Source organism: Undibacterium sp. TC9W (genome assembly GCF_049339865.1).
Taxonomy (GTDB): Bacteria; Pseudomonadota; Gammaproteobacteria; order Burkholderiales; family Burkholderiaceae_D; genus Undibacterium.
In genome coordinates, this window is the sequence record NZ_JBMPPJ010000024.1 from 1 (window position 1) to 25,455 (window position 25,455).

Annotated in this window: 16 protein-coding genes; 10 read left to right on the top strand and 6 right to left on the bottom strand. The window is 50.3% G+C overall.

Annotated features, from left to right (window positions below; genetic code table 11):
- Window positions 1-114: 114 nt before the first annotated feature.
- From ACO0LN_RS24870 to ACO0LN_RS24895, 6 genes are all read right to left on the bottom strand, one after another.
- Window positions 115-909, bottom strand: coding sequence for a rhamnogalacturonan acetylesterase (locus tag ACO0LN_RS24870; RefSeq protein WP_422978521.1), 795 nt, complete (start codon window positions 907-909; stop codon window positions 115-117).
- Window positions 910-979: 70 nt separating this feature from the next.
- The gene (locus ACO0LN_RS24875; protein WP_422978523.1) at window positions 980-2,107 is read right to left on the bottom strand and encodes a rhamnogalacturonan acetylesterase; all 1,128 of its coding nucleotides are present in this window, start codon (window positions 2,105-2,107) and stop codon (window positions 980-982) included.
- Window positions 2,108-2,417: 310 nt separating this feature from the next.
- Window positions 2,418-4,802, bottom strand: a complete 2,385-nt coding sequence (locus ACO0LN_RS24880; protein WP_422978525.1) for a TonB-dependent receptor domain-containing protein — start codon at window positions 4,800-4,802, stop codon at window positions 2,418-2,420.
- A gap of 120 nt (window positions 4,803-4,922) precedes the next feature.
- Complete coding sequence (locus ACO0LN_RS24885) at window positions 4,923-7,688, bottom strand: Tat pathway signal sequence domain protein (RefSeq protein WP_422978527.1); 2,766 nt, start codon at window positions 7,686-7,688, stop codon at window positions 4,923-4,925.
- Between the two features lie 60 nt (window positions 7,689-7,748).
- On the bottom strand, window positions 7,749-9,650 hold the full coding sequence (locus ACO0LN_RS24890) for a rhamnogalacturonan lyase (RefSeq protein ID WP_422978529.1): 1,902 nt from the start codon (window positions 9,648-9,650) through the stop codon (window positions 7,749-7,751).
- Window positions 9,651-9,673: 23 nt separating this feature from the next.
- Complete coding sequence (locus ACO0LN_RS24895; RefSeq protein ID WP_422978531.1) at window positions 9,674-13,693, bottom strand: beta-galactosidase; 4,020 nt, start codon at window positions 13,691-13,693, stop codon at window positions 9,674-9,676.
- A 516-nt stretch (window positions 13,694-14,209) separates the two neighbouring features.
- Between ACO0LN_RS24895 and ACO0LN_RS24900 the strand changes: the two genes are divergently transcribed.
- The 10 genes from ACO0LN_RS24900 (at window position 14,210) to ACO0LN_RS24945 (ending at window position 25,229) form a co-directional block, all read left to right on the top strand.
- Window positions 14,210-15,859 (top strand): rhamnogalacturonidase, encoded by a 1,650-nt coding sequence (locus ACO0LN_RS24900; protein ID WP_422978533.1) that lies wholly within the window; start codon window positions 14,210-14,212, stop codon window positions 15,857-15,859.
- 150 nt (window positions 15,860-16,009) lie between these two features.
- Window positions 16,010-17,158 (top strand): galactonate dehydratase, encoded by a 1,149-nt coding sequence (dgoD, locus tag ACO0LN_RS24905; RefSeq protein ID WP_422978535.1) that lies wholly within the window; start codon window positions 16,010-16,012, stop codon window positions 17,156-17,158.
- A 2-nt stretch (window positions 17,159-17,160) separates the two neighbouring features.
- The gene (locus ACO0LN_RS24910; protein WP_422978537.1) at window positions 17,161-18,162 is read left to right on the top strand and encodes a 2-dehydro-3-deoxygalactonokinase; all 1,002 of its coding nucleotides are present in this window, start codon (window positions 17,161-17,163) and stop codon (window positions 18,160-18,162) included.
- A 32-nt stretch (window positions 18,163-18,194) separates the two neighbouring features.
- Complete coding sequence (locus ACO0LN_RS24915; protein ID WP_422978539.1) at window positions 18,195-18,860, top strand: 2-dehydro-3-deoxy-6-phosphogalactonate aldolase; 666 nt, start codon at window positions 18,195-18,197, stop codon at window positions 18,858-18,860.
- Window positions 18,857-19,846, top strand: a complete 990-nt coding sequence (locus tag ACO0LN_RS24920; RefSeq protein ID WP_422978541.1) for an SMP-30/gluconolactonase/LRE family protein — start codon at window positions 18,857-18,859, stop codon at window positions 19,844-19,846. The genes ACO0LN_RS24915 and ACO0LN_RS24920 overlap by 4 nt, the downstream gene beginning before the upstream one ends.
- 2 nt (window positions 19,847-19,848) lie before the next feature.
- Window positions 19,849-20,868: an arabinose ABC transporter substrate-binding protein gene (locus tag ACO0LN_RS24925; RefSeq protein WP_422978631.1), complete on the top strand. Its 1,020-nt coding sequence runs from the start codon at window positions 19,849-19,851 to the stop codon at window positions 20,866-20,868.
- Between the two features lie 13 nt (window positions 20,869-20,881).
- Window positions 20,882-22,399, top strand: coding sequence for an L-arabinose ABC transporter ATP-binding protein AraG (araG, locus tag ACO0LN_RS24930; protein ID WP_422978543.1), 1,518 nt, complete (start codon window positions 20,882-20,884; stop codon window positions 22,397-22,399).
- Between the two features lie 18 nt (window positions 22,400-22,417).
- Window positions 22,418-23,455, top strand: a complete 1,038-nt coding sequence (gene araH / locus ACO0LN_RS24935) for an L-arabinose ABC transporter permease AraH (protein WP_422978545.1) — start codon at window positions 22,418-22,420, stop codon at window positions 23,453-23,455.
- 29 nt (window positions 23,456-23,484) lie between these two features.
- On the top strand, window positions 23,485-24,258 hold the full coding sequence (locus tag ACO0LN_RS24940) for an SDR family oxidoreductase (RefSeq protein ID WP_422978633.1): 774 nt from the start codon (window positions 23,485-23,487) through the stop codon (window positions 24,256-24,258).
- A gap of 23 nt (window positions 24,259-24,281) precedes the next feature.
- Window positions 24,282-25,229 (top strand): LysR substrate-binding domain-containing protein, encoded by a 948-nt coding sequence (locus tag ACO0LN_RS24945; RefSeq protein ID WP_422978547.1) that lies wholly within the window; start codon window positions 24,282-24,284, stop codon window positions 25,227-25,229.
- Window positions 25,230-25,455: the final 226 nt, after the last annotated feature.

The window sequence follows — 25,455 nt, forward strand, 5'->3', positions numbered from 1 at the left end:
CGCCAGCTCTTTGGCCAGCGCCTGCAGTTTGCTTCTTTCCATTGCGTTTGTCGTCATTTTGGCAATTCCTCATTATAGGAGCTTCATCTGCCAGAATTACTTACACACTTTTATTTACAGGCTCGCAATGACGGATTCTGCATTAATCCTTGCGCCGGTGATGTTGGTATGGGTGCGTTGATCGCTAAATAAGGTATCGACTTTTTCCTTGCCTAGGACGTCGTATGTTTTGCCAGTAATGGCTGTAACATCAATCAAGGCTACCTGGGTTTCATTGGCGACTATGCTCGCCAGCTTGCGGTGCTCGGCAAAATCATTAGCCCAGTCCTTGTGTGGGACGGGTGTTGCGATGATGATGAAAATACCCTTCGCCCTGGCATCTTGTATGTATTTTTTTAAATACCAGCCGTAGCTGTGCACGATTTCAACGCTGCCATCTGGTCTGTTGATGATTTCGGTATCTTCTCCAGTGCTGCGCAATGTGCCTCTGAATTTGCCTCTTGCATCAACCGGACCAACATCATTATGCCCAAACTGTACCAGCAAGAAATCACCAGCTTTCATTTCGCTCAATACCTTGTCCCATCGACCCTCCTGAATATAGGTGCGACTACTACGCCCGCCTATGGCACGATTGATGACATTGATTTTTTTTGAGTCGAAATAGGGTGCTATTTCATCTGCCCAGCCACGCATGGGTGCGTCACTACGAGCTGTGGAGTCGCCAACGATAAAGAAGGAGGGCAATTTAGGGTCAGCCGCCTGATTGATGATCTGTTTGCTTTCTTCCACAACTGGTCTGTCATCTTCTTTCACAGTCTGTGCTGAGGCTACACTAACTACCGCCAGAAGGATTAAAGCCTGCAAGGCCTTATTCCACGAAATAGGGATTGCGCTATGTATAATCATGAAAAGTCCTGTAAACGGTGTCATGGCAGTCATTGAATCAACTGATTATAAGGCGCGCCTCAACGACAACTCAACTGCCATCTGGCTTTTTTATACTGACGATAGCCGGGCTGGCCGGCATGAAAAAGAACTCTGGCGCGTCCGGCTTTGCAGGATCAAAACTTTCCGACTGAGCCAGGATGAATTTTTTCAGAGGTAATTTGCTTTGCCGCACACCTTCCACGATGCACCTGGCCAGCTCATAAGCGCCGTAGGCATTGTGATGGGTACCGTCCCCCGGTTTAAATGCCAGCAAAGACTTTTCTGGCCCCAGTGCTTCATAAAAGACCTTGCTCATGGCATGCAGATCAATCAGAGGCAGGTTTTCTTCTTTGGCGACTTCACGTACCGCATCCGGATAGCCCTTGTGAGAATTGGTGATCGTCATACCTTCAAATGTGCGGCGTTGTACCTGGGTGACCAATACCACCTGCGCATGTTTTTCAGCCAGTGCTGCGGTATAGGTCTTCAGGTTATTTTTGTAAGTGGCGACATCGACCGCCTTCATGTCATTGTGCCCAAATTGGATCAACACATAGTCGTCAGGCTTGACCAGGCTAAGTACTTTGTCCAGCCTGCGTGCCGTTTTAGAAGATGCCAGGGATTCGCCTGACTGCGCATAATTCGCGACACTGATATCCGCTGAAAAAAAGCGTGGCAGCATTTGCCCCCAACTGGCGTAAGGCTCGCCTGGTTGATCGGTGACAGTAGAGTCACCCAGCAAATAAAGGGTGGGCACATTTTCTACTCGTTCTATGCTGATGGCATCTACACTGGAGAGTGGGCCATTGAATTCTAGCGTCAGTTTGTCGTCCCAGGTAAATTGTTCTTCTCCTGTTTCACGGGGCTTCAATTTGACTTCGCCACCGCCAGCAATACCAGGACGGCGTACGTTGACGATGAAGTTTTTTTCTATGCGTTCACCTTTCCTGGTGTTGATTTTTTCCAGCATCAGACGGCGGGTTTCTGCCTTGACGGTCGTCTCAGATTCGCCGTCATCATCACCCAACATGAGTTTGACGCGATAATTTCCCTCGGGTACAGCAACGGAGAACAAGAATGGTTTGGCACTGCTGATGCCATTGCTGGTGGCAATGATTTGGGCACCATTCTCAAAACCGTATCCAGTCTCTGTTGAATAGATAGCATCTGTTTTCACCGCTTTGGACTGCGCTGCAGGCTTTGTGCTGAAATCAAATGAATATGTTTGGGCGTAGAGCGTATTACTAAAGGCGATGCTGCCAATAAAAATCAATAGCTTGAAAGTAGGTATTTTTTTCATCGAAATCAACTCAGGAAATGCTTGCAGTAATAAAAAGCCCTGGAAATTATTGAAGCATTTTAGGGTAGCTATGCGGCAAAGGCCGTCTTTCGGAAAAACAATCAGAGTGGTGATTGGCATTCGATGAAAAACGGCCTGTCTATAGTATTCGAAAGGCCGTTGATTGCCGGATTGCGGTAAGGCCTCATCAGGATTGGCCAGGCGGAGGAGGTCGGCGTATTTCCTGGCGATTATTGCCCGGGCCGCCAGATGTATTGCCGCCAAAGCGATAAGATAGCCCGATATATATCAGGCGACCGTCATAGCGCCGGATATTGTGCTCTTTGAGCGCATCTGTATCGACGATGGTCTCAATTTTGTTTGAGTTAAAGACATCCGTGACGTTGAGAACCAGGTTTAAGCTAGGCGTAATGGTGTGGCGCAGGCTGAAATTAGCAGTGGAATTGGGTTGACGATAACCTTCGCCCGAGAGCGTTTTCCCCTGGGAATTAAGGCTGATTTGCAGCTGATCTTGCTCGCTGAGTTGATAATTAAAGCGTCCGCGCAAACTTAATGAAGATGCTGAGCGCTGAATTTCCTGACCGGCGGTATTCAGGATTTTTTGTTCGATGAATAACAGGTTGCCGCTGGTATTGATGGAAAGCTTGGGCGTTAGCTTGCCGCTGAGCGTGAATTCAACACCGCTGGAGTGATTGCCTCCACCGTTTTCCAGTGTGGTCAGCACGACAGTGTCGTTGATCGGGATTTTTCGAGACAAAATACTGTCGCTTTCTGTGCGATAGTAGCCACGGATATTCATATCCAGCCCGATGACTCTGGTTTCATACGCCAATTCAAAGGAATCTGTTTGCGCCGGCTTCAATTTTGGGTTGCCGCTGGAGTAATTCAGCTCGTCACGATAGACAACAAAAGGATTGAGCTCATTGGCATTGGCGCGACGTATGCGATGTGCATAACTGAAACGCAGGGTGGTGTCGTCACTGGCCTTATAACTGGCAAAGAAGCTGGGAATATAGTTAATGTAGTGATTGGTCGCCTCTATGCGTGCAGTCAGCTGTTGGATATCGATATGCGTATACTCCGTCCTCAGGCCTGCCAGTACACCCCATTTTTCATTCAGGCGCAATTGATACGAACCGTACAGGGCAATATTGGCTTCATCCAGATTATAGCTATTGGTTCGTGACGGATTGAGGATGGCGGTGTTACTGATGGGATCAATATTAAAATAGCTGGTATCAAATTCACTTTTGTTATTGGCTATCTTGTAGCCCATTTTCAAAAGACCCTTTTCATCGGGGCGTTCATAGTCACCGGTAAAATCGACGATCTTGATATTGTTGGCATTATTTTGCTTGCTGTGTACATCGGTAAAAATAATCGGACTGCTCGCATTCACGTTAGAGTATACGTTGGAATACGCATTGGAACTGGCATTGTCCGAACCTGATACACGCAAGTCCAGCCGCATTATTTCACCGTTGATATCTCCCTTGTGGTCATAGCGTCCACCCCAACTGTAGTTGGTGCTTTCGCCACCGCGCTGGGTAGAACGCACATAGTCATTATTGATTTGGCCGGAGTTCAGGTAATGGTCTGTCGATTTTTGGTCATTGTCGCGTCTGGCATAGGAGAAGTTGGCCCCGAGTGTGTCCTTCGTACCGATGTTGTACGTAATCGCAGCATTGACACCGGAAGAATTATTCAAGCCAGCAGAAGCAGATTCCTGAGTACTGTGCTGACCGAGATCAAGACGGTCGCGGACAGCCTCGCCCACTGAATTTCTGCCATCATGGCGGAAGTTGACACCACCCTGTATGCCAAACAGGCCCTCATGATAACTGCCAGATATAGCGCTGTTATAGCGCCCCGCTGATCCGGCATTGGCATTGACGACACCGAAACCCCCGGGTTGGCGATTACGTCGCATGACCAGATTGAGAATGGGCCCACCACCGCCTTCGTTGCCAAACTGCGCGCCAGGATTATTGATCACTTCTATAGACTCTATGTCGTGCGAGGGCATGGCATTCAGCGATGCGCCACGGTTGTCGCCCTGCATCATGGCGGATGGTTTTCCATCGATCAGGATTTGAACTTTAGTGCTGCCGCGCAGGCTGACTGTGCCATCTGCATCTACGGATACAGAAGGGATATTGTTGAGGGCATCAGCAGCTGTACCATTGGTACTGGCGACATCTGATTTGACATCATATACCTGCCGATCAATGCGATTGCTGGGGCGCTCTGCTTGTACGGTCACCGACTGTGGCTCACCACTGCTGCTGACTGGTGCATCAGATACCGCAGGCTTGCTATCTGTTTTGCTTACAGGCCCAGTCTTACTATTTGTTTCTTCTGGATTGGTTTCTGCAGGCTTGACTGGTGCTGCGGCTTTGGCCGATGTGGCAGGTACAACTGGCTTTTCCTGGGTTTGGGCGTAAGCAATTGGATTCATGCAAAAAGCTTCTGTGATCAGCGCACTCACTACCAGCTTATGCGTTGTCTTGCGGCTATGGTGGGCAAATTGCGTTACTATCGCTGGGCAAATTTTTTTACGGCATGTAGTCATGATTTGGGTTTAGTTGAATGCCATTAGATGAAATTGCCAACACTATGACGTAAAAATGTCTGCCTTGTTCAACTTGCTTTGTATCAGTTTGTTGTCAGTAGATACGGGTGCTTCATTTGTTCAATCCGGGTCTGCAACAGTCATTTTTTTCAGGTCCGTCACTGAGGGAATATGCTCACCGATCAGTGCCAGATTTTGTATCGCAGCCAAGCCCCATTGGGCAGTGTCATTGGTGCTTATCCATGGCACTTCATCGACGGGATTGAGGCTATTGACACCCTGAACGCGTGTGGTTTTCAGCAATGGGCCGGGCACGCCACGGTTAACAAAAAACTCGCGCCAGGCGCGCTGTGCCAATGCGGGATTTTTGTTTTTCCAGGCGACGTAGGCGGTGAGTCTGGAATGGCCGTTACGCAAGGAATTGCCAGCACCGTGCGGCATGCCCAGTGCATTGATCTGCTCCTGTTTGCCTGCATTAAAGAGCTCGCAATACTGCAGCCATGCTCGTACAAACCCGGGTTCGTCAGTCAGGGTCACCAGTTCGGCAAAAATTTCTACCGCACCAAAGACGGCGTTCAAATGGCTGGCCGATGCGCGTTTACCAAAAACATTGATCAGGTGGCTGGTATTGACATCATAGGCAAAGCTGTTACCGTTGAAAAAGCCGTGGGGCATGCCGGCAATGTCACGCATGCCGGTCAATATCTTGTTGCGGTATCTGATGTCACCGCTGCGTTCCCATTCGGTCAGCCAGTTGCCAGCGAGTGAACCCCAGTCTGTGCCGAAACCGGCATGTGCCTTGATATTGCTGATGTCTTCCCTGGGTTTTAGTTTGCGCGCGGGGTCTGTGCTCTCCAGTTTTTTGTCGGCGTCTATTAATGAATGCATGATGTCGCCTATGCGTTCATCTGCTGTCAGGTAATAATAAAAGCGCCGATAGACGGCGGCGCTGATGCGTAATTGCTTTGCGCTGCAGCCCCAGTGCTGGACATTATGGCGGGAACCCAGACCGGCAAACTGACCCAGGTGATGGGTATCGACTTCGCTGGTGTGCCTGACCATGGCTTCGGCAAAACGGAAGATGTCTGCCCGTCCGGTGCGCAGAAAGGAATACCAGAGCCAAAGGTCGGGGGATAGTTCAGAATTATCCCAGGCAAAGCCACCGACGTCATAACGCCACTCATGCCGGTCCAGATCATAGCTGTGGCGGATATCACCAAAATCCCAGAAGCCATACCAGTGACGTTGTTCTACCTGTTCCTTATAGAAATTAAAGCGGAAATCGAGCTGGTCTTCAATCGCGGCTTTTACCGGATGCGAGCGATCAGGCAAACTCCACAATCCGCCAAACACGCCGGTCGCCAGGAAATGGCTGGGCTTTGCCACCAGTTGCGGTGGTGTTTGTACCGCTTCGGCAAATTGCACCAGCTTTTCTCTTGAAGGCGTGGCCGCACATACCCATAGGGTTATTTCGCTACTGCGTGCCACACCCATGGGGCTGCCAAAGCCTTTTTCATAATCTTCATAAGTGATTTCCAGGCCTTCGCGTTCCTGATCATGGGTTTCCATACCCATTCCATCATGATAAAACCGCAGGTCCATAGCCGGGGCATCTGGGGACCACATCCAGACGGTGACCTGGGCGGTGTCGGTATGCGCCTGACGGATATCAAGTTGAGTAGGGTGACGCTGCCAGAAATCGCGCAAGCCAAAAGCGACGCCGCCACTGATACCACCTATATAGCCAGTGCCGGGTGATCTGTGTCCCCAGGCGGCTTCTACCCAGCCGTAACCGGATTTAGTACGTTTGCGTATCTTGAAGCCGTCTGCTGATTGTTGTGACAGGGTGTAATCACCCCATGCCGGTACCAGATGGATCAGGCGCTGTATCACATCAGGGAACTGTGTCAGTGGAGGGCAGGCAAGCCCTGCAAGTTGGGCATTGCGTACTGCGGGGCCAGGGTCACGGCGCAGGCCAGTCATATTACGCACACCTTCTGCCCATAAGCCAGCATTTTCACCTGCAAAGCGCACATGCCTGTCATACAGCGCATCACGCATGGGGACGTCGAAGCGCAAGCCTATGCCGCGCAAGAAATCGCGTTGCTCATCGCCATCATAAACAAAACTGTGCATGACACGTATAGTGTCCGCGCCTGCATAGAAATAAAGCCTGAGCACGAAAGGTAGCCAGGCCCGTTTGGCATCCTTGTGCATGCCTTCCACCTTCAGCACCGCACGTACCGGGCCATTTTGTTCAAGACTGACCTGACTGATATTGCTGATGTAATTGTGCTGGCGGGTGGTGCCGCTTTCTCCATCTGGCTGATCATCGCTGATGACGACCAGATTGCCATTGCACATGATTTCTTTGCCATCACGCTGCACGCTGCGGATAAACTGTGCACCCTGACTGGCTACTTCACATACCATCACGCCGGTATCTATCAGATACCCATCTTTACTTTGCCTGACGCTGACGAATTTTTCAGGGGATAGGGCAGTTTTTGCTACAGGTTTGACCTGCAATTCCGAACCCAGGCTGACACCCGCGGCTACGGCATGAGCAGTCCATTTCAAGGTGCCATCAGGCCAGTATGCCAAGGGCCAGCTTTGGGTGGGTAAGTCTTTGCCGTCCTGATTGAGCAGTTGAAACTGCTGGCTTTTGGCTATCTTGCCGCGTGGCCATGGCACGCCTACTGTTACGCCTGTTAATACTTGCGGTGCTTTGCCTTCCAGCCAGTTCAGGCGTATAAACTCATCGGCCTTTACTTCCATGCCTGTATTAACCGCAGACAGATTCTGCGCCTGCAGAGAAGGTAAATGACTGACAAGCGCTGTGGCTGCCGTTGTTTTGATGAAGCCGCGACGAGTTAATTTAAACATTATCCGTTACTTTATAGATCTGGAGATAGCTGCGCCTGTTGCTCGATCGCGCATGGGAAATCAGGGTGTATGTATAAGCTCGGGCTTGGTCACGGTCATGCCATCACCGAGGTGGAAACTGGGGTGTGGCGGCTGGTTGTACCCAGCATTTTGTCCTGCTACCTGCATCCTGTATTGCGGATTGTGCATCAGGCTCGTGATACGATGCGCTGTCGGTATGGTGGTACTGAATACCAGCAGAGCAGTGCTGTCATTATTGCGCCAGACGACTTCTTCACGCCAGTCGCCAAACAGGTCTGCCGACATTACAGGTGTGGATTTTGTGCCATTATTGGATGCGGCATTATAAGTCGCACCGTTGAGCAAACGTTCGAAGGCGAAGGCTTTTGGATTCCATTTTTCTATCAGCGTGCCATCCAGAGATTCACGCAAGAGATCACCGTCCCACCAGACTGCGAAGTTGACGCGACGTGGATGCTGGGGTGAAATTTCCACACCTGCAGCGCTCATCAGCCCACCGACTGATCCCCAACATTCTTCGCCGGGATAAGCAGGGTCTATGTCCATGCATACGCCTCGGCCAACATCGGCACCTTTGCCATCTACGCTCCAGAGTATTTTCCCGGTAGCGGCATCATGCATTTCCAGTCCGTGTGGGCCATAACAACCTGGTGTTTCATGTACCATGTAAATTTGCTGTCCTGGGCGATTGGGATCAAGCTTGCCTACATGCAGGGCATCACCATGGCACAGGCCCGTGCTGTACAGCATTTTGCCGTTGCTGCCTATAGTGGCAGCGCCATAGATGAGGTCGTCCTTGCCATCGCCGTCCACATCAGCGACCGACATCCAGTGTGCTCCCTGGTGATTGACCGGGCCACCTTCGATATCGCTGTCAAATGTCCAGCGGCTGGTGAGTTTGCCATCGCGCCAGTCCCAGGCTGCAATGACTGCACGCGTGTAGTAGCCACGCGAAAAGACGGCGCTTGGACGTTCTCCATCCAGAAATGCCACCGTGCCAAGAAAGCGATCTACCCGGTTGCCATAGGCATCACCCCAGGTCGCGACATCGCCGCGTGCCGGGATATAGCTGGTGCTGGCCATGGCGGCACCGGTCATGCCATTGAAGACTGTCAGGTATTCAGGTCCAGATAAAATATAGCCTTTATCATTACGATAATCGACAGCAGCATTGCCGATGACTTTACCCTTGCCATCGATGGTGCCGTCTGCTGTTTTCATCATGACTTCTGCCTTGCCGTCGCCATCGAAGTCATATGCCAGGAAAGTGGTGTAATGTGCACCCGCGCGTATATTCTTGCCCAGATCGATGCGCCACAATAATTTGCCATCAAGTTTGTAGGCATCGACAAAGGTATTGCCGGTGTATCCAGCCTGGGAATTATCCTTGGCATTAGTGGGTTGCCATTTGACGATGAGTTCGTATTCGCCATCACCGTCGAGATCTGCTGCAGAACCATCATTGAGTACATAGCTGTAGCTTGATCCATCAGGGGTGATGCCATTGGCTGGTTTTTGTACCGGTATGGTTTTGTACAAATTGGTCCATGTGCTTTTTGGGGTATCTGCCAGTAATTCAGCACCGTCAATGACAGGACGTATAGTGTAGCTGCTGGCGGATGTACCTGCATCGTCGGTGAAATTGGTGAGTTTTTGGGGCGCACGATTTAATTTCTCTGACCCTCGATAAATATTGAAACTGATATTCTCAGGATCGGTTCCCAACAGACGCCAACTGATGAAATTGCTTTTGCCGGTATTGATGGCGACGACACCGCGATCCAGCTTTTCCATCTGCTTGCCGTGTGAAGATGTGCTAGCAAGGCTTATGGCTTTTGCTTTTACAGCGGCAGTGATCGCTTCGGCCTGCACCTGACTGCTGCAAACACCAGTCAGGCTGGCAAATACCATGACGCCGGTCAATACATGATTGATTTTCATAGATGCAGATTCTCTGTTTGTCATCAACGTTGCAGATTGGAAGGACTTGGGACCAGTTCTAGCGGCACACCACCACGTACGGCGCGTATCTTGACCAATTCCAGCGGCTCCAGTGCATTGGCAGCCTTGCCATCTGTACTGACTGCCAAGGTAAGCGTATTTTCACCATTCGGATTCAATATGCCTGGTGGCAGGATAAACAGACGTTGCGGACCAATATGAGAGATAAAATTCCCCATATTCCAGCCATTGACAAAAATCAGGATGCGATTTCTGCGGTCAGAACGAGGCTGGCTGGTGTCACCGATGGCGAGACCCAGTTGCACATCATGGCCCACTGGCATATCCAGATTGAAATTAGTGCGCAACCAATAAGTACCTGGCGCTGGTGGTGCTGAGTCCGAACTGGTTTTCTCCCAGCCACTATTATCTGGTTTGGCACCAATCGGCAGATACCAGCCAGCACGTTCACCATAAAGGCCGCCGTTATTCATGGGACCACGTACCAGGTCAGCAATTTCTTCACCGCCTTTATTGCCCTGGATTTTCCAGGTAATTGGTGTGGCAAATTTCTCTTTGATGTCATGCGTCAGTGACGCACTGATCAAGCCACGTGCGACTTTATGTTCGTCATCCGCTGCCAGATCCCAGTTGTGGGAATTATTTCTGACCATGACCGACAGTACATGTTCGCCCACATGCAATGCTTCGGCAGACAGCTTGAAGCTGGCCGTGCCCCAGTTATCTGGCTTGGGTTTTCCGGTTGGCATTTCATTTTCGCCGATGTAGACACCGTCCAGCCACAGTTGCATGAAACCTGCACCACCACCGCCATAGCTTATTTCCAATTGTTCAGGCAGTGGTTTGCCAGCCTGCACTTTGAAATTGCCACGGTACCAGACATCACCGTGGTGAAAACCGTAATCACTCATGCTGAGTATGGGCTGGCCAGCAGGAGGTGTGGTCTTCACGGTTGCAGCCGTGGTGGTCAGGTCAGTCTTGCGCCATTTGCTGTCGTCAAAGACTTTGGCTGCCTCTGGCGAATCCATGCGACGCATCCATGTCTGTTGCATCAGTTTTGGTAAAACAATGTCAGCAGGGCCAGCCAGGGGCTCAGTCGACAAACTGCCATCGGCATTCCTGTTGCTGGTGATGGCGGCAGTATTCCAGGTGATTTGTGTGACGGCTTTTGGTGCCCATATGTCCAGCTTACTGCTTTCGTGGGTATCGCCACTCAGGTGCAGGGTGTTGCCTTGCACATTGGCCTGGCGCACCAGTGCTGGAGAACGCTCAAGGACAGGGCCGTGTGCGGTTTCCTGGCGCCAGAAGTTACGACCTGTTTCATCGTCTGCAAGCAACAGCAGTAAATCTGCTTTGCCACCACCACTGATGCGTACGCGTATCAAATCCTTGTGTACATAATTCAACCGCAGATCGCCGTTTTTAGGATCAAACACTGCATTGGCTGCACCTTCCAGTACTTCGACCTTTGGCTGTGATTGATAACGCAATACGGTTTCGCCATCTTCGCCTTTGCGGCCATACAGCAAGGCGATATCGCGCTCATCCTGTTGCAGGTGGGTCTGGGTATCGGATGTGGTGTAGACCAGATGCTGGCGCTCCAGTGCATAGTCTGACAACAGCAGTTTGACGTTCTGGTCCTTGATACGCAAAGTACCCGCTTGCGGGATCTGGTAGCTGCCATCGCGTGTAGTGAGCTTGAAGCTGAACAGTTCTTCTGTTGTTGAATCGGTCTTGGTATGGATGGCGAAAATCAGGTGCGCGCCGTTGACAGGACTGATATTGTGATAAAGCTTGACCGCAGGATTGGATGCGGTGATTGCCTCGCCTTTATCCATGGCGCTCAACACAGATTTGGCGGCTTCCACAAAATGCCCCATCTGCTTCAGTGTCAGGGCTTTTTCACGCAAGCTACGGCCTTCGTCAATGGCTGCGCCATAATCGTAGGACGTATACACCACCTGCGCCGGAAGCCAGCCCCAGGATGTGCCACCATACATCATGTAGATGGAATGGATGGAAATGCCATTGATCAGATTTGCACTATAGAAGGTGCGCACATAATTCGATCCGGTGCGTTGCGCGGTGCAGTCATAGGTACCGACGCTACCCCAGAAATCAAACCAGCCGCCGCCCATTTCTGCCGCAAAACCTGGTGTATTTGGCGAGGCGAGGGCACCAATCTTGACTGGCCCGGTTCCGGTATTGGCGGGAATTTCACCATACATGCCCCAGTTGGGCACGACATTCGGTTTGCCAATTTCCTTGGTATTGGTACAGCCACCACCCGGGTAGCCGTCAAAGCTGTACAAATCGGTGGGGCCTGGCACCGCATAGGGTGCGCTGGAATTGGGCGGCGTCCAGTTCGGCAGACGACCTGCAGAATTGTGGAACAGCGGTACGCTGATGCCATCGGCCCTGGCTTTGTCTGCCAGGTGTTGCATGTAGCGCTTATGCGTATCCGAGGTATTTGATAACTCGTTTTCCAACTGATAGGCAATGACAGTGCCGCCACCAGTGGTGATTTGATGGCGCGCGATAATCGCGTCAATCTGGGTCAGCCATTCATCTGCAGACTGCATATATTCGGCAGCATCAGTACGGGCAATCGCTTTTTGCCTGGCCAGATAACCAGGGAAACCGCCAAGTGTCAGCTCTGCATTGACATACGGGCCAGGGCGGGCAATGACATACATGCCTTCCTGTTCTGCCATTTCTATCGCCAGTTCTACATTGCGTATGCTGGAAAAATCATATTGATTCGGGCGTGACGAGTGATAACCCCAGTCAAAGTAGATGGCTACAGTGTTGAGCCCCGTGGCTTTCATTTTTTGTATGACATCACGCCACAGTGAGGGATTGGGGAGCCGGAAAGGGTGAAATTCACCTGCCCAGATCATTTCCCTTTTGCCGTCTATCATCAGCGAGTGTTTATCCCAGGTGATCTTTTTCGCTGGCGATTTTGCGGCAGTGGCCTGTTCCAGGACTTTGGTAGGTTCACTGATGACAGTGAAGTGGCGTACCGCACCCGATACGCCACCCAGTTCCTGCTTGGCTGTCCAGGTTTTGAAATTATCCTTGCTGTCGGAATACCAGTAATGCTTGGTCGTATAGTCGTCAAAGTAAATGCGCCAGCCACCATTTTTCAGCTTGACCAGGGACTGACCTTCCGAAGGCTTGCCCCAGCCTGCCCAGTCCCCCGTTTTTTCCACTTTCCATGGACCAGCAAGGGCAGGGGCTGTCGCTATTTCTATGTACTTGCTGGTTTCATTTTTAGTGAAAACCACATAGCGTGCCCCATCCTTGACGGGGAAGGTATCAATGTAATTATTTTGCAGACCTGCCATGGCCTGGGCCTGGGAGAAATTGGCGTATGTCTTGTCCAGCGCATGCAGCACATACGCCCCAAAGGGACCTTTGGTTCCCTGTGTAGATACGGACACGACGATGTGGACCGTGCCATCGCTGTCGGTGAACCATTCGGGTGCCCAGACATTGCTGATTTTGGTATTCGCGTCCGGCAATTGCAGGCGCACGTCACGTACATGCTGCCAGTGGCGCAGGTCGCTGCTTTTGGCAACACCAAAGGTATCCCCAGCCCAGCCGGTAGTGTAAATCACATAATAATAACCATCATCCGCATGCAAAATAGACGGGTCACGCAGCAGGCCCTGTGGCGGTGTATACGCCTCGGAAGCCAGCGGTGCAAAGCTGGTGCCGTCGTAAGATGTAAACAGGCTGAGCTTGTTTTGTGATGTCGAAGGAAAGGCTGACATCAGGAAACTGGTGTCACCCTTGAGCGGAATCACTTTGGGGTTGGTGTTCGGTGGGGCAACCGCACTATTGCTCTGTACCTTGTTGGTACTGGTCAGCCCGAAACTATCCATCAGGGCATCACCAGTGACTGGTGGATTTTGAGACGAATTTTGTGGTGGTGCAGTATTCTGCATTTGCGCATGTGCCAGACACACGCCGCAGGTTAATACCAAGGTCGTCAATCCTGACCGTACTACTGAGTTCATCATTTTCCTTCTGACCATGGTCAAACAAAGAATTGGGAATGAGTAGATGTATGCCCACACCGGGCGATGCGCTATGTCTGTCTGGCTCAGGTACTTGATTGGCCTGGGCTTGGTGTGAGATGTCTCTGTTTTTATCGCCACATTAATAAATAAAGATGCAGCTTATTGTTTCGAGTATCAATTTCGCGTTAAAACCTGTCAACTGCAGCGAGTGATGTAATCACGCTCATGAGCAATAGCAGATTATTTCGGATTTTTTCAGGCAATTTACGGTTTGTTATATGTTATTCACCAAATCAGCTCACGGCAATTGATGCTTTTTTTTTGGAATACTCAGAGATCTGCTCATTATTAATCATCAAGTTGAACATTTTGACTGGACGTTCCCTGGTTTTTTAATGGTAATCTCAATCGATACCGCCATGTATAAAAAGAAAACATATCCAGAAAAATAAGTAGGGGACAAAAAAATTGAGTAAGCAGACATCATCGCCATTGCGACGAAACTTTTTGCGTATGTTTGGTACTGGAGCTGTAGCTACCGTGTTGCCTTTGCATGCTTTACCAGTAATGGCGCAAAGGAAAATTGTTGGGAAAGCCAATCTGGCAGGCAATTTTAATGTCCGGGGTTTCGGTGCCAGCGGCAATGGCAAGAAGCTTGACACTGATGCCATTAACCGCGCGATTAAAGCTGCTGCGGCAGCAGGTGGTGGAACGGTTTACTTCCCGGCCGGTAAATACCTGAGTTTCTCGATTCGCCTGCAAAGCCATGTCACTCTGTATCTGGATGCTGGTGCCACCCTGATTGCTGCAGACCCGGCAAAGCATGGTGGCAGCTACGACGAGGCAGAACCTAACGAATGGGATGCTTATCAGGATTTTGGGCACAGCCACTGGCACAATAGCCTGATCTGGGGCGAAGATCTTGAACATATCGCTATTTTGGGTGGCGGGCTCATATATGGTGCCGGTTTAACGCATGCTGGCCCAGGCCCGCGCGGTACCGCCAAGCCTGGTGATATGCCACTCAGCCTTGGCAATAGCGATCCGCACGGTGAACGCAGTGGTAACAAGGCTTACGGCGCTGATATGGTGGGCAAAGCCAATAAGGCGATTGCTCTTAAAAACTGTAAAAACATTATCTTGCGTGATATCAGTATTTTCAACGGTGGACACTTTGCCTTGCTGGCAACTGCTGCTGACAATATGACGATAGATAATTTGAAAGTGGATACCGACAGGGATGGCTTTGATATAGATTGCTGCCGCAATGTTCACATATCCAATTGCAGTATCAATTCTCCCAATGACGATGCCATCTGCCTGAAAAGCTCATTTGCACTGGGTTATAAGCGCTTTACTGAAAACGTCAGCATCACTAATTGCCAGGTATCAGGATTTGATCTTGGTACATTTCTGGATGGTAGTTTTCAGCGCAAGCAAGAGTTTGCTCCAGACAAGGAGGGCGTGACCGGGCGCATCAAGCTGGGTACTGAATCTAATGGTGGTTTTCGTAATATCGCCATTTCAAATTGTGTTTTTGAGCGTTGCCGCGGGTTGGCCATAGAAAGCGTCGATGGTGCCATTATTGAGGACATCAGTGTCAGTAATCTGACCATGCGCGATTTGACCAATCCCCCTATCTTCATCCGCCTGGGAAGCCGGTTACGTGCACCGGAAGGTGCGGTGACCGGGGCTATCAGGCGTATTAATATCAGTAATGTCACGGTGTCAGGTGCTGATTCGCGTTATGCATCCATCATTAGTGGCGTGCCTGGTTATCCTGTAGAAGATGTGCGTATCAGTAATATGCACGTCTTGAATCAGGGAGGTGGTGAGCTTGGCGAAGTAGCTGTCAATCCACCAGAAAATACTGGTAGTTATCCCGAACCCAGCATGTTTGGCCTCAGCCCCGCACATGCGGTATTCGCACGTCATGTCAATAATCTGGAGTTGCATCACGTTGATATCAAATGTGTGCAGCCAGACAACAGGCCAGCCTTTGCTTTGCATGATGTGAGTCGTGCTTATTTTGACCACGTGAATTTTCCTCTTCAACCTGGCACACCGGGTTTTAGTCTGCTAGACGTAAAAGACTTCTCTGTTAAAAATTGCAGCGGTCTGGCAGATATCCAGCGCAAGCAGGTGGAGCGCGAAAGCCTGTAGTTGTGTGCTGTGGCATTTCTATTGATGGGTCTCTTGAATTGTGCATGTCAACAGCTATGCCAAATTCATATACTTCCGGTCAGTTAATTCATATTTCTTATCGTGTGTGCCCATCTACACTCATGACTTCATTTGCTTAGCCATTGCGTCATGAAAATAACAAAACTGACTACTTACCGTGTTCCTCCAAGGTGGATGTTGCTGAAGATAGAAACCGATGAGGGTATCGTCGGTTGGGGCGAGCCTGTCATAGAAGGGCGGGCGCGAACTGTAGAAACAGCAGTGCAGGAATTTGCGCCTTATCTGATAGGGCAAGACCCGGCGCGCATCAACGACCTCTGGCAAGTCATGTATCGCGGTAGTTTTTATCGCGGTGGAGCCATACTCATGAGCGCCATGGCAGGCATTGATCAAGCACTATGGGATATCAAGGGCAAAGCCCTGGGCGTGCCGGTATATCAATTGCTGGGTGGCCTGGTGCGTGACCGCATGAAAACCTATAGCTGGGTCGGCGGTGACAGACCTGCTGATGTGATTGCTGATATTCGTCGTCTCCGCGAAGCGGGCTTTGATACCTTCAAGATGAATGGTACGGAAGAATTTGGCATCATTGACAGCGCTGCGGCAGTTGATGCCGCGGTAGGCCGTATTGCCGAGATTCGTGAAGCGTTTGGCAGCCAGATCGAATTTGGCATTGATTTCCATGGTCGGGTGGCTGCGCCCATGGCCAAGGTTTTGTTGCGTGCTCTGGAGCCATATCGTCCTTTGTTTGTAGAAGAACCTGTATTGGCAGAACAGGCTGAATATTATCCACGCCTGGCAGAAAGTACGGCTATACCGTTGGCCGCTGGCGAACGCATGTATTCCCGTTTTGAATTCAAACGGGTGTTCCAGGAGGGAGGAATTGCCATCGTCCAGCCTGATCTGTCGCACGCTGGTGGCATTTCTGAATGCCATAAAATTGCCGCAATGGCAGAAGCCTATGACATTGCCCTGGCACCGCATTGTCCTTTGGGGCCGATTGCGCTTGCAGCATGTTTGCAACTCGACTTTGTCGCTCACAATGCAGTCTTGCAAGAACAAAGCATGGGCATCCATTACAACAAGGATGCAGAGCTGCTTGACTACGTCATCAATCGCGAAGACTTGCGCATTACAGATGGCTATATTGCCGCCTTGCCTAAGCCAGGTCTGGGCGTGGAAATTGATGAAGAGCGCGTGAAAGAAGCCAGCCTGCACGCACCAGATTGGCGTAATCCGCTATGGCGTCACCCTGACGGCAGCGTTGCGGAATGGTAAAAATGAATATCACACAAAGCAAGGCAGTTTTGCCTTTGAATGCTAAAGAAAATGTGAGCCTGATTGGTATTGACTGGGGCAGTACAGGTTTGCGGATTTTTTTGATAGGACAGAGTGGTCGGCTTATCGATAGCCAGGAAGCAGCTTCCGGTATTTCTGTCATGCAGGGCGGGCAAACTGCTTATGTGCGGGTACTGCAGGAGTTGGCCGGTGACTGGCTGACAAGCTGGCCTGATGTTCCTTTGCTGGCTTGCGGCATGGTTGGCAGCAAGCATGGCTGGCAAGAGGTGCCCTATGTGCAAAGTCCGGCAGACGCGCATGATATTGCCATCAATATTCTATCTATAGATGCCGGAAATTTACGTCCGGTGCCTTCACGCCTGGGTATTGTGCCAGGCTTGTTATATCGTGGCGATGCGCCTGACGTTATGCGTGGCGAAGAATCCCAGATCGTAGGTGCACTGCAAGGCCAGCCAGACTGGGCTAGCCAGTCATGCGTAGTCATGCCCGGTACACATTCGAAATGGGCCAGTATTGTAGATGGAAAAGTACAGGCTTTTGCCACACACATGACGGGGGAATTGTTCGCCGTACTCAAGCAGCATTCGGTTCTTGGCCGTTTGATGCCTGCCGTGCAGGGGGAGAGTAGTGATGCCAGTTTTATTGCCGGCCTGGATGTTGCCCGCAAGATGATGGCGCAAGGCTTGAGTCATCAATTGTTCAGTGTGCGCACCCTGGGCTTGATGGGTGATATGCCACCTGATGGACTGGCGGATTACTTATCTGGTCTATTGATCGCCAATGAGTTATTGGCTGGTTTGCATTGGCGCTCTGAGCACGGTCTGGCACATGCGCCATTGATATTGATAGGGGATGCGTCTCTTTGTGGGCGTTATTCCCTGGCGCTTTCTCGTTTTGGCGTCAAGCCAGACGCCATACTGCTGAATACCGCACCGGCGGGTTTATGGCATCTGGCGTTCACCGCAGGCATGCTGAGATCCTGATTATGGATATCAACACCACCCGAAGGAATTTTATGAAAACCATTCCCGCCACATTCGATCAGGCATTTGCTGATTTACCCTTGATTGCCATCTTGCGCGGCATACGTCCTGAAGAGGTGGAGTCCATCGCTGCAGATTTATATGAAGCCGGTTTTCGCATTATTGAAGTCCCGCTGAATTCACCATCTGCGCTCGAATCGATAGGCATGCTAAGTCGTTGTCTGCCATCTGATGCGCTGACAGGTGCAGGTACTGTGTTGACGCTGGATGCCGTCCGTCAGGTACGTGATGCGGGTGGACGTTTGATCGTCATGCCGCACGCTGATGTAATGGTCATCAGGGAAGCAAAAAAACAGGGCCTGTATTGCGTACCAGGGGCAAGCTCACTGACAGAGGCATTTGCGGCGATGTATGCAGGTGCAGATGCAGTCAAACTCTTTCCTGCGGAATTGGTCACGCCGCCTATAGTACGGGCGATGCGGGCTGTGCTGCCAGCCAGCTTGCGTCTTCTACCAGTGGGAGGGATTACTCCTGACAACATGGATGACTACCTGCGGGCAGGTGTCAATGGATTTGGCCTTGGCTCAGCTTTGTATAAACCAGGAATGGATACTGTAAAAATAAGAGTCAAGGCACTTGATTTTATAAAAGCCCTCAGAACAGGCATGGCGAAAAAATCAAATGAGGCTTTGCAATGAATCATCTGCAACAGGCTTTGGCGCATACAGCCACCTTGGGTGAAGGCTTGAGCTGGCACGATAATACAGAAAGCTGGTGGTGGACTGATATTGAGGCCGCGAGTTTGCAAAACTGGAAACCTGGTCAGGCTGTAGCCACTTACAGATTGCCAGATAGATTGGGTTCTTTTGTTCATTGTAGTTCAGGCCGTATTTTGCTTGGGTTGGCAAAGCGCCTGTGTTTTGCCAGCTTGCCAAAAAATGCAGCAGTGCCTGCATCATTGGCGCAATTGACGACGAGTCAGGCTACGACAGTCCAGTTGCCAGTACAGTCGCTGGTTGCTGTTGATCCGGCAGAGCCGCGCACACGTGTGAATGATGGGCGTACCGACAGGCGCGGTTACTTCGTATTTGGCACCATGAATGAAGCGCCGGAAAAACGTCCTATTGCCAGCTTTTACCAGTTTTCCATGCCTTACGGCTTACGGAGGCTGGCTTTGCCTGCTGTAGCAATAGCCAACAGCATTTGCTTCAGCCTCGACGGCAAGACCATGTACTTTACCGACACATTAAGCCGTCGCATACAGCAGTGTGATTATGACGCTGAAACTGCCAGTGTCAGTAATATCCGTTTGTTCGCCATACCGGAGGGCGATGAAGCCTATCCAGATGGTTCTGTCATTGACAGGAATGGATGCTTATGGAACGCAGAGTGGGGCGCTGGCAGTGTGGCACAGTACGCGCCTGACGGGCGTTGCCTGCAGCGATTATCGGTTCCAACAATAAATCCTACCTGCCCTGCATTTGGCGGTGTCAATGGTGACTATCTCATGGTTAGCAGCGCACGACAGGAAATGAGTGCCGAAGAATTATCCCGTATGCCAGCTGCCGGTAGTTTGTTTGCGATGCAGATGGATGCGCCGCTCGCAGTTGCCGATACCTTGTTCGACGACAGTGATGCGGGCTCAGTATTGCCCTTGCCCCCTAAAACAATAAAGAGACAATGATGATGAAAAACACAATAAGAGATAGGTGCTTGCAGTTCTTAAATGCCGCTGGCTTCACTTTGGTAGCTGGCTGTTTCAGTCTTGCAGCTTTATCCGCAGCGCAGGCGGCCGATCCAGTGAAAATAGGTTTTCTGGTCAAGCAGGCTGAAGAACCCTGGTTCCAGGATGAATGGCGTTATGCAGAACAGGCAGCTAAGGAAAAAGGATTTTCCCTGGTGAAAATAGGTGTGGCTAATGGTGAAAAGATGATGGCTGCCATAGACAACCTGGCTGCACAGAAAGCCCAGGGCTTTGTGATTTGTGCGCCGGATGTCAAACTGGGTATGGCAGTTGAACGTGCCGCCAAAAGAAATAATCTGAAGGTGATGTCGGTCGATGATCAGCTTGTCGATGGTAGTGGCAAACCGATAGCATCTATCCCGCACATGGGTATCTCGGCCTATGAAATTGGCAAGCAGGTTGGACAGGGCCTGATGGAAGAAATGAAGTCACGTGGCTGGAACATGGCTGAAGTCGGTGCGATGCGCATGGCCTTTGACCAACTGCCTACGGCACGTGAACGTACTCAGGGGGCACGGGATGCCTTAAAGGCCGGCGGCTTTCCTGTTGCGAACATAGTTGATGCAGCACAGGCAAAAACGGATACGGAAAGTGCATTCAATGCCGCCAATATTGCTTTGACCAAACAAACAAAATTCAAACGATGGCTGGTATTTGGCATGAACGATGAAGCTGTTCTTGGTACAGTGCGTGCAGCTGAGGGCAGGGGCTTGCGCAGTGACGCTGTCATAGGAATTGGCATAGGTGGCAGTAAAACTGCATTGAATGAATTTGCCAAACCCAGCCCAACTGGATTTTATGGCACAGTATTGATCAGTCCCAAGCGTCATGGCTATGAAACTTCAGTGAACATGTATAAATGGATAGCAGAAAACAAGACTCCTGCACCGCTGATACTGACTACAGGGGTCTTGATGACACGCAAGAATCAGAGTGATGTACGTGCGGAATTTGGACTTTAGGACATAGCCGATCATGTCAACATCTCAGTCCCCATCTCTTCAGTTTGAAGATGTGTGTAAATATTTTCCTGGTGTGAAAGCACTAAATGGCGTCAGTTTTGACGCCCATGCAGGTACGGTGCATGGCTTGCTTGGTGAAAATGGCGCAGGCAAATCAACGCTATTGAAAATACTGGGCGGTCAGTACAAACCGGATGGAGGGCGCTTGTTGTTGAATGGACGTGAGTGTTATTTCTCGTCTGCCGGTGATGCCATCGCAGCGGGCATCGCCGTCATTCACCAGGAATTGCAATATGTTCCGGAACTGACTGTCGCAGAAAATTTGTTATTAGGGCGTTTGCCGCAAAAACTGGGTTTTGTGAACCGGGTTGAGGCGCGGCGTCAGGTAAGTTTGCGCTTGCAACAAATGGGCGTTGATCTGGATCCTGGTGCCCGGCTTTGTGATTTATCGATAGCTCAAAGGCAAATGGCAGAAATATGCAAGGCTCTGCTGCAAGATGCACAGGTCATTGCTTTCGACGAGCCGACCAGCAGTTTATCTTATCGCGAAAGCGAAATTCTGTTTCGTCTGATACGTGATTTGCGTACGGCTGGTCGTACAATCATCTATATTTCTCACAGGCTGGAAGAGTTATACGCCCTATGCGATACCTGCACGATTTTTCGCGATGGTCAAAAAATCGTCACCTATGCGGTAATGGCCGATGTGCCACGCGATGTACTCATCAACGATATGGTGGGACGTGAACTTAGTGATATTTACGATTACCGGCCACGCCAGCTCCTGGCTGAAAGACTGGTAGTCAGACAGATCAAAGGCGAGACGCTTACGGTGGCTCAAGATTTCAGTGTACGCGGTGGCGAAGTGCTAGGCTTTTTTGGCCTGGTTGGTGCTGGCCGCACTGAGTTAATGCGTCTGTTATATGGTGCGGACAAAAAAGCTGCGGGTTCCAGTGTAGTGCTGGATGGCGTCAATGTGCCTGATCATGGACCTGCTGCCGCCATAGAGGCAGGTATAGTCTTGTGTCCTGAAGACCGCAAAGAGCAAGGCATTCTGGCAGAGGCATCTGTCGCAGAAAACATCAATATCAGTTGTCGCCGCCATGGTCTGCTGGCAGGTCTATTTTTAAGACATAAGCATGAAGCAGAACTGGCTGATCGCTTTATACAGAGATTAAAAATCAAGACGCCGAATCGCGAACAGGAAATTCGTTTGCTGTCCGGTGGCAATCAGCAAAAAGTCATTCTGGCACGCTGGCTGGCAGAACCGGGTATGAAAGTACTCATCCTGGATGAGCCGACGCGTGGCATAGATGTGGGCGCAAAAAATGAAATCTATCGCATCATTTATGAAGTCGCCGAGCGCGGTTGCTGTGTGATTGTCGTGTCCAGCGAATTACCTGAAATATTGGGCATTTGTGATCGCGTCATCGTCATGCGTGAAGGGCAGATCAGTGGTGAACTTGAGCGCAGCCAGGCGAACGAAACAGCAGTTTTGCAATTGGCACTGCCGGATTTGTACGCAGCATAATTATTACAGGAATCTTTCATGTCTTCCCTTAATCCTGCACAGACAGATGATGTATCAACAGTTCAGCAAATAAAACCGGGACAAAACAATAGTATGAACAGTAAGAATATTATGAGGACGACCCGGTACTGGTTGCATGAGCAGAGTATGCCATTGGCATATGCCTTACTTTTTATTGTGCTGTCCTTTTCAGTAGAAAATTTTTTCTCAGGTACCAATATTGTCGGATTGATGCTCTCTGTGGCACAGATAGGCATGGTCGCTTGCACCATGATGATGTGTCTTGCTTCACGTGATTTTGATTTATCCATAGGATCGACTATTGCCTTCACTGGCGTGCTGGGTGCGATCATTCTCGAGCGTAGCGGCAGTATCACGCTCGCAGTTGGCGGTGGTTTACTGGCTGGCGCACTGATAGGCGCAGGTAATGGAGTATTGATTGCCTATTTGCGGGTAAATGCCCTGATTGCTACACTGGCGACCATGCTGATGGTGCGCGGCCTGGCATTCATTGTTTCAAAAGGCCAGGCGGTCGGCATTTCCAATGAAACTTTCATCAGTTTTGGTGACGGTCGTATTTTTGGCTTGCCATTTCCAGTATTGGTTGTTGCAGCCTGTTTTTTGATATTTGGTATTTTGCTCAATCATACTGTGTTTGGAAGAAATACTTTGGCGATTGGTGGTAATCCAGATGCCGCACGTCTTGCTGGTGTCCGGGTCGAACGCTTGCGTATCTGGATATTTTTGTTGCAAGGATTGGTGACTGCACTGGCGGGGCTGATACTCGCATCCCGCATCACTAGCGGGCAACCAAATTCGGCGCAAGGTTTTGAACTGGATGTCATCTCTGCCTGCGTACTGGGTGGCGTGTCCCTGCAAGGTGGAAAAGCCAGAATCACCGGAGTGCTGGTCGGTGTTCTGATCATGGGAACGGTAGAGAATGTCATGAACTTGCTGGATGTAGATGCTTTTTATCAGTACCTGATGCGTGGTTTTATTTTGCTGGCTGCGGTATTGTTGGATCAATTAAAAAACCGGTCTGCGAGGAAATCATGAACGATTCATACTCAGTCAATAATAATCAGATGTGCGAAAGATTGCGTGGCAAGGTCGCCATCATCACTGGCTCCACCTTGGGCATAGGGGCTGCTACTGCACGTCTCTTTGTACAGCAAGGCGCACGCGTCGTACTGAATAGTCACATTCACGATGCTGCTGCTGAGCGTATCTCGTCTGAATTGGGCACCGGGCACAGTCTTTTTGTCCAGGCAGATGTTGCCGATGCTGGTGCCATGCGGGCCTTGGTCGATAAGACGATAACAAAATTTGGGAAAGTGGATGTACTAGTCAACAATGCTGGCATGAACGTGTTCGCAGATCCCTTGCAGATGACAGATGAAGAATGGCAACGTTGTTTTTCTGTCGATCTCGAAGGTGCGTGGAATACTACTCGTGCAGTGCTGCCGTTCATGCTTGAACAGGCTGCTGGCAGTATCATCAATATCGCTTCTGTACATGGACATAAAATCATACCGGGATGTTTTCCGTATCCGGTTGCCAAGCATGCTTTGATAGGCCTGACCAGGTCTCTGGGGATAGAATATGCAGCGAGAGGGATACGGGTTAATTCCATATCACCCGGCCTGATAATGACTGAAGCCATACAATCATGGTTTGCCAGTTGCCCTGACCCGGCGGCCGAGCAACAACGGCAGGCCGCGCTGTTGCCTTGCCGTCGCATAGGAATGCCAGAAGAAGTCGCTTACACGGCAGTTTTTCTGGCCAGCGACGAAGCACGTTTCATCAATGCTACTGATATCCTGATTGATGGGGGGCGCTCGCAGTTGTATCATGATTGATCTTAGCCTCAACTGCTGACACCATGAGCAACACCAACCCCGATCGCTTTGTACGCACACACCTGAAAACACGCCATCTGGTGTTATTGGTTGAGTTGGGACGCCATGGTTCGATTTTTCATGCGGCTGAGGCTGCGCATCTGACTCAGCCAGCAGCCTCCAAATTGCTGACAGAACTTGAGTATGCCCTCGGTGTGCAGTTGTTTGAGCGCCTGCCACGCGGCATATCACCTACCTGGTATGGCGAGATCATGATACGCAGAGCAGGTGCAGCGCTGGCAGAAATGAATGCAGCCCATCAAGAAGTCATGGAGTTGTTGTCCGGTTTAAGCGGTTTTGTCTCGATAGGTTCAGTCATGACACCATCGATGAATCTCATCCCGCAAGCAGTAAGCCTGCTTAAGTCCCGCCATAAGCGCTTGCATGTTGCCATACAGGTTGATACCAGCAAAATACTGATACAGCGTTTGCGTGCCGGAGAACTGGACATGGTCATAGGCCGCATTCTCGATTCTGAATCTGCCGCAGAACTGAATTTTGAACCTCTGACCGATGAGCCTCACAGCCTGATTGCACGTGGCAAGCATGCCCTTGCGCAGCGAAAAAAACTGACTCTGAATGATCTTGCGAAAGAGGCCTGGATACTGCCACCTAATGGCAGTATTTTGCGTGATCGACTCACCTCTCTTTTCTTGTCACACGGCCTTGATCAACCGGTAGAAACGGTAGAAACCTTGTCGCTAACGGTGATTACCAGTTTATTGATGGCCACTGAGATGGTGGCCGCTCTGCCGGAAGACTTAATCCGTACCTATCTCGATGCCGAGTTGTTAACCGTCCTGCCATTTGATCTTGGATTACGTATGGATGCCTATGGTATTGTCACCAGAAAGCAACATCGTTTGTCGCCTGGTGCGCAAGCCATGCTTGATATTTTGCGCGAGTTGGCAGTGCAAGATACGGACAAGTAAATAGCAAGACATTTCAATTATGCATTTCCCGTATTTCTTAATGAGGGATTTCGAATGCCTTGTCTGGCCTTGCTCTTCGGGCGATGAAAAACTCCCATCCAAATTTTTTCAGTGTCTTTTTGATGTATTTTTCTCTCCAATATCGCATGTTGCATCGCATAAAATACCTTGGAAATCTATAATCAGTTTCAATCATTTTTTCATTTTCTCGTCTGAAATGATCAAA

Bases quoted from the DNA above. Each gene is read 5' to 3' on its own strand.
- ACO0LN_RS24885 (WP_422978527.1), bottom strand. From the start codon at position 7,688: ATGTTTAAATTAACTCGTCGCGGCTTCATCAAAACAACGGCAGCCACA.
- ACO0LN_RS24870 (WP_422978521.1), bottom strand. From the start codon at position 909: ATGATTATACATAGCGCAATCCCTATTTCGTGGAATAAGGCCTTGCAG.
- ACO0LN_RS24925 (WP_422978631.1), top strand. From the start codon at position 19,849: ATGAAAAACACAATAAGAGATAGGTGCTTGCAGTTCTTAAATGCCGCT.
- ACO0LN_RS24940 (WP_422978633.1), top strand. From the start codon at position 23,485: ATGTGCGAAAGATTGCGTGGCAAGGTCGCCATCATCACTGGCTCCACC.
- ACO0LN_RS24890 (WP_422978529.1), bottom strand. From the start codon at position 9,650: ATGAAAATCAATCATGTATTGACCGGCGTCATGGTATTTGCCAGCCTG.
- ACO0LN_RS24915 (WP_422978539.1), top strand. From the start codon at position 18,195: ATGAAAACCATTCCCGCCACATTCGATCAGGCATTTGCTGATTTACCC.
- ACO0LN_RS24895 (WP_422978531.1), bottom strand. From the start codon at position 13,693: ATGAACTCAGTAGTACGGTCAGGATTGACGACCTTGGTATTAACCTGC.
- ACO0LN_RS24945 (WP_422978547.1), top strand. From the start codon at position 24,282: ATGAGCAACACCAACCCCGATCGCTTTGTACGCACACACCTGAAAACA.
- ACO0LN_RS24920 (WP_422978541.1), top strand. From the start codon at position 18,857: ATGAATCATCTGCAACAGGCTTTGGCGCATACAGCCACCTTGGGTGAA.
- araG (WP_422978543.1), top strand. From the start codon at position 20,882: ATGTCAACATCTCAGTCCCCATCTCTTCAGTTTGAAGATGTGTGTAAA.
- araH (WP_422978545.1), top strand. From the start codon at position 22,418: ATGTCTTCCCTTAATCCTGCACAGACAGATGATGTATCAACAGTTCAG.
- dgoD (WP_422978535.1), top strand. From the start codon at position 16,010: ATGAAAATAACAAAACTGACTACTTACCGTGTTCCTCCAAGGTGGATG.
- ACO0LN_RS24880 (WP_422978525.1), bottom strand. From the start codon at position 4,802: ATGACTACATGCCGTAAAAAAATTTGCCCAGCGATAGTAACGCAATTT.
- ACO0LN_RS24900 (WP_422978533.1), top strand. From the start codon at position 14,210: ATGTTTGGTACTGGAGCTGTAGCTACCGTGTTGCCTTTGCATGCTTTA.
- ACO0LN_RS24910 (WP_422978537.1), top strand. From the start codon at position 17,161: ATGAATATCACACAAAGCAAGGCAGTTTTGCCTTTGAATGCTAAAGAA.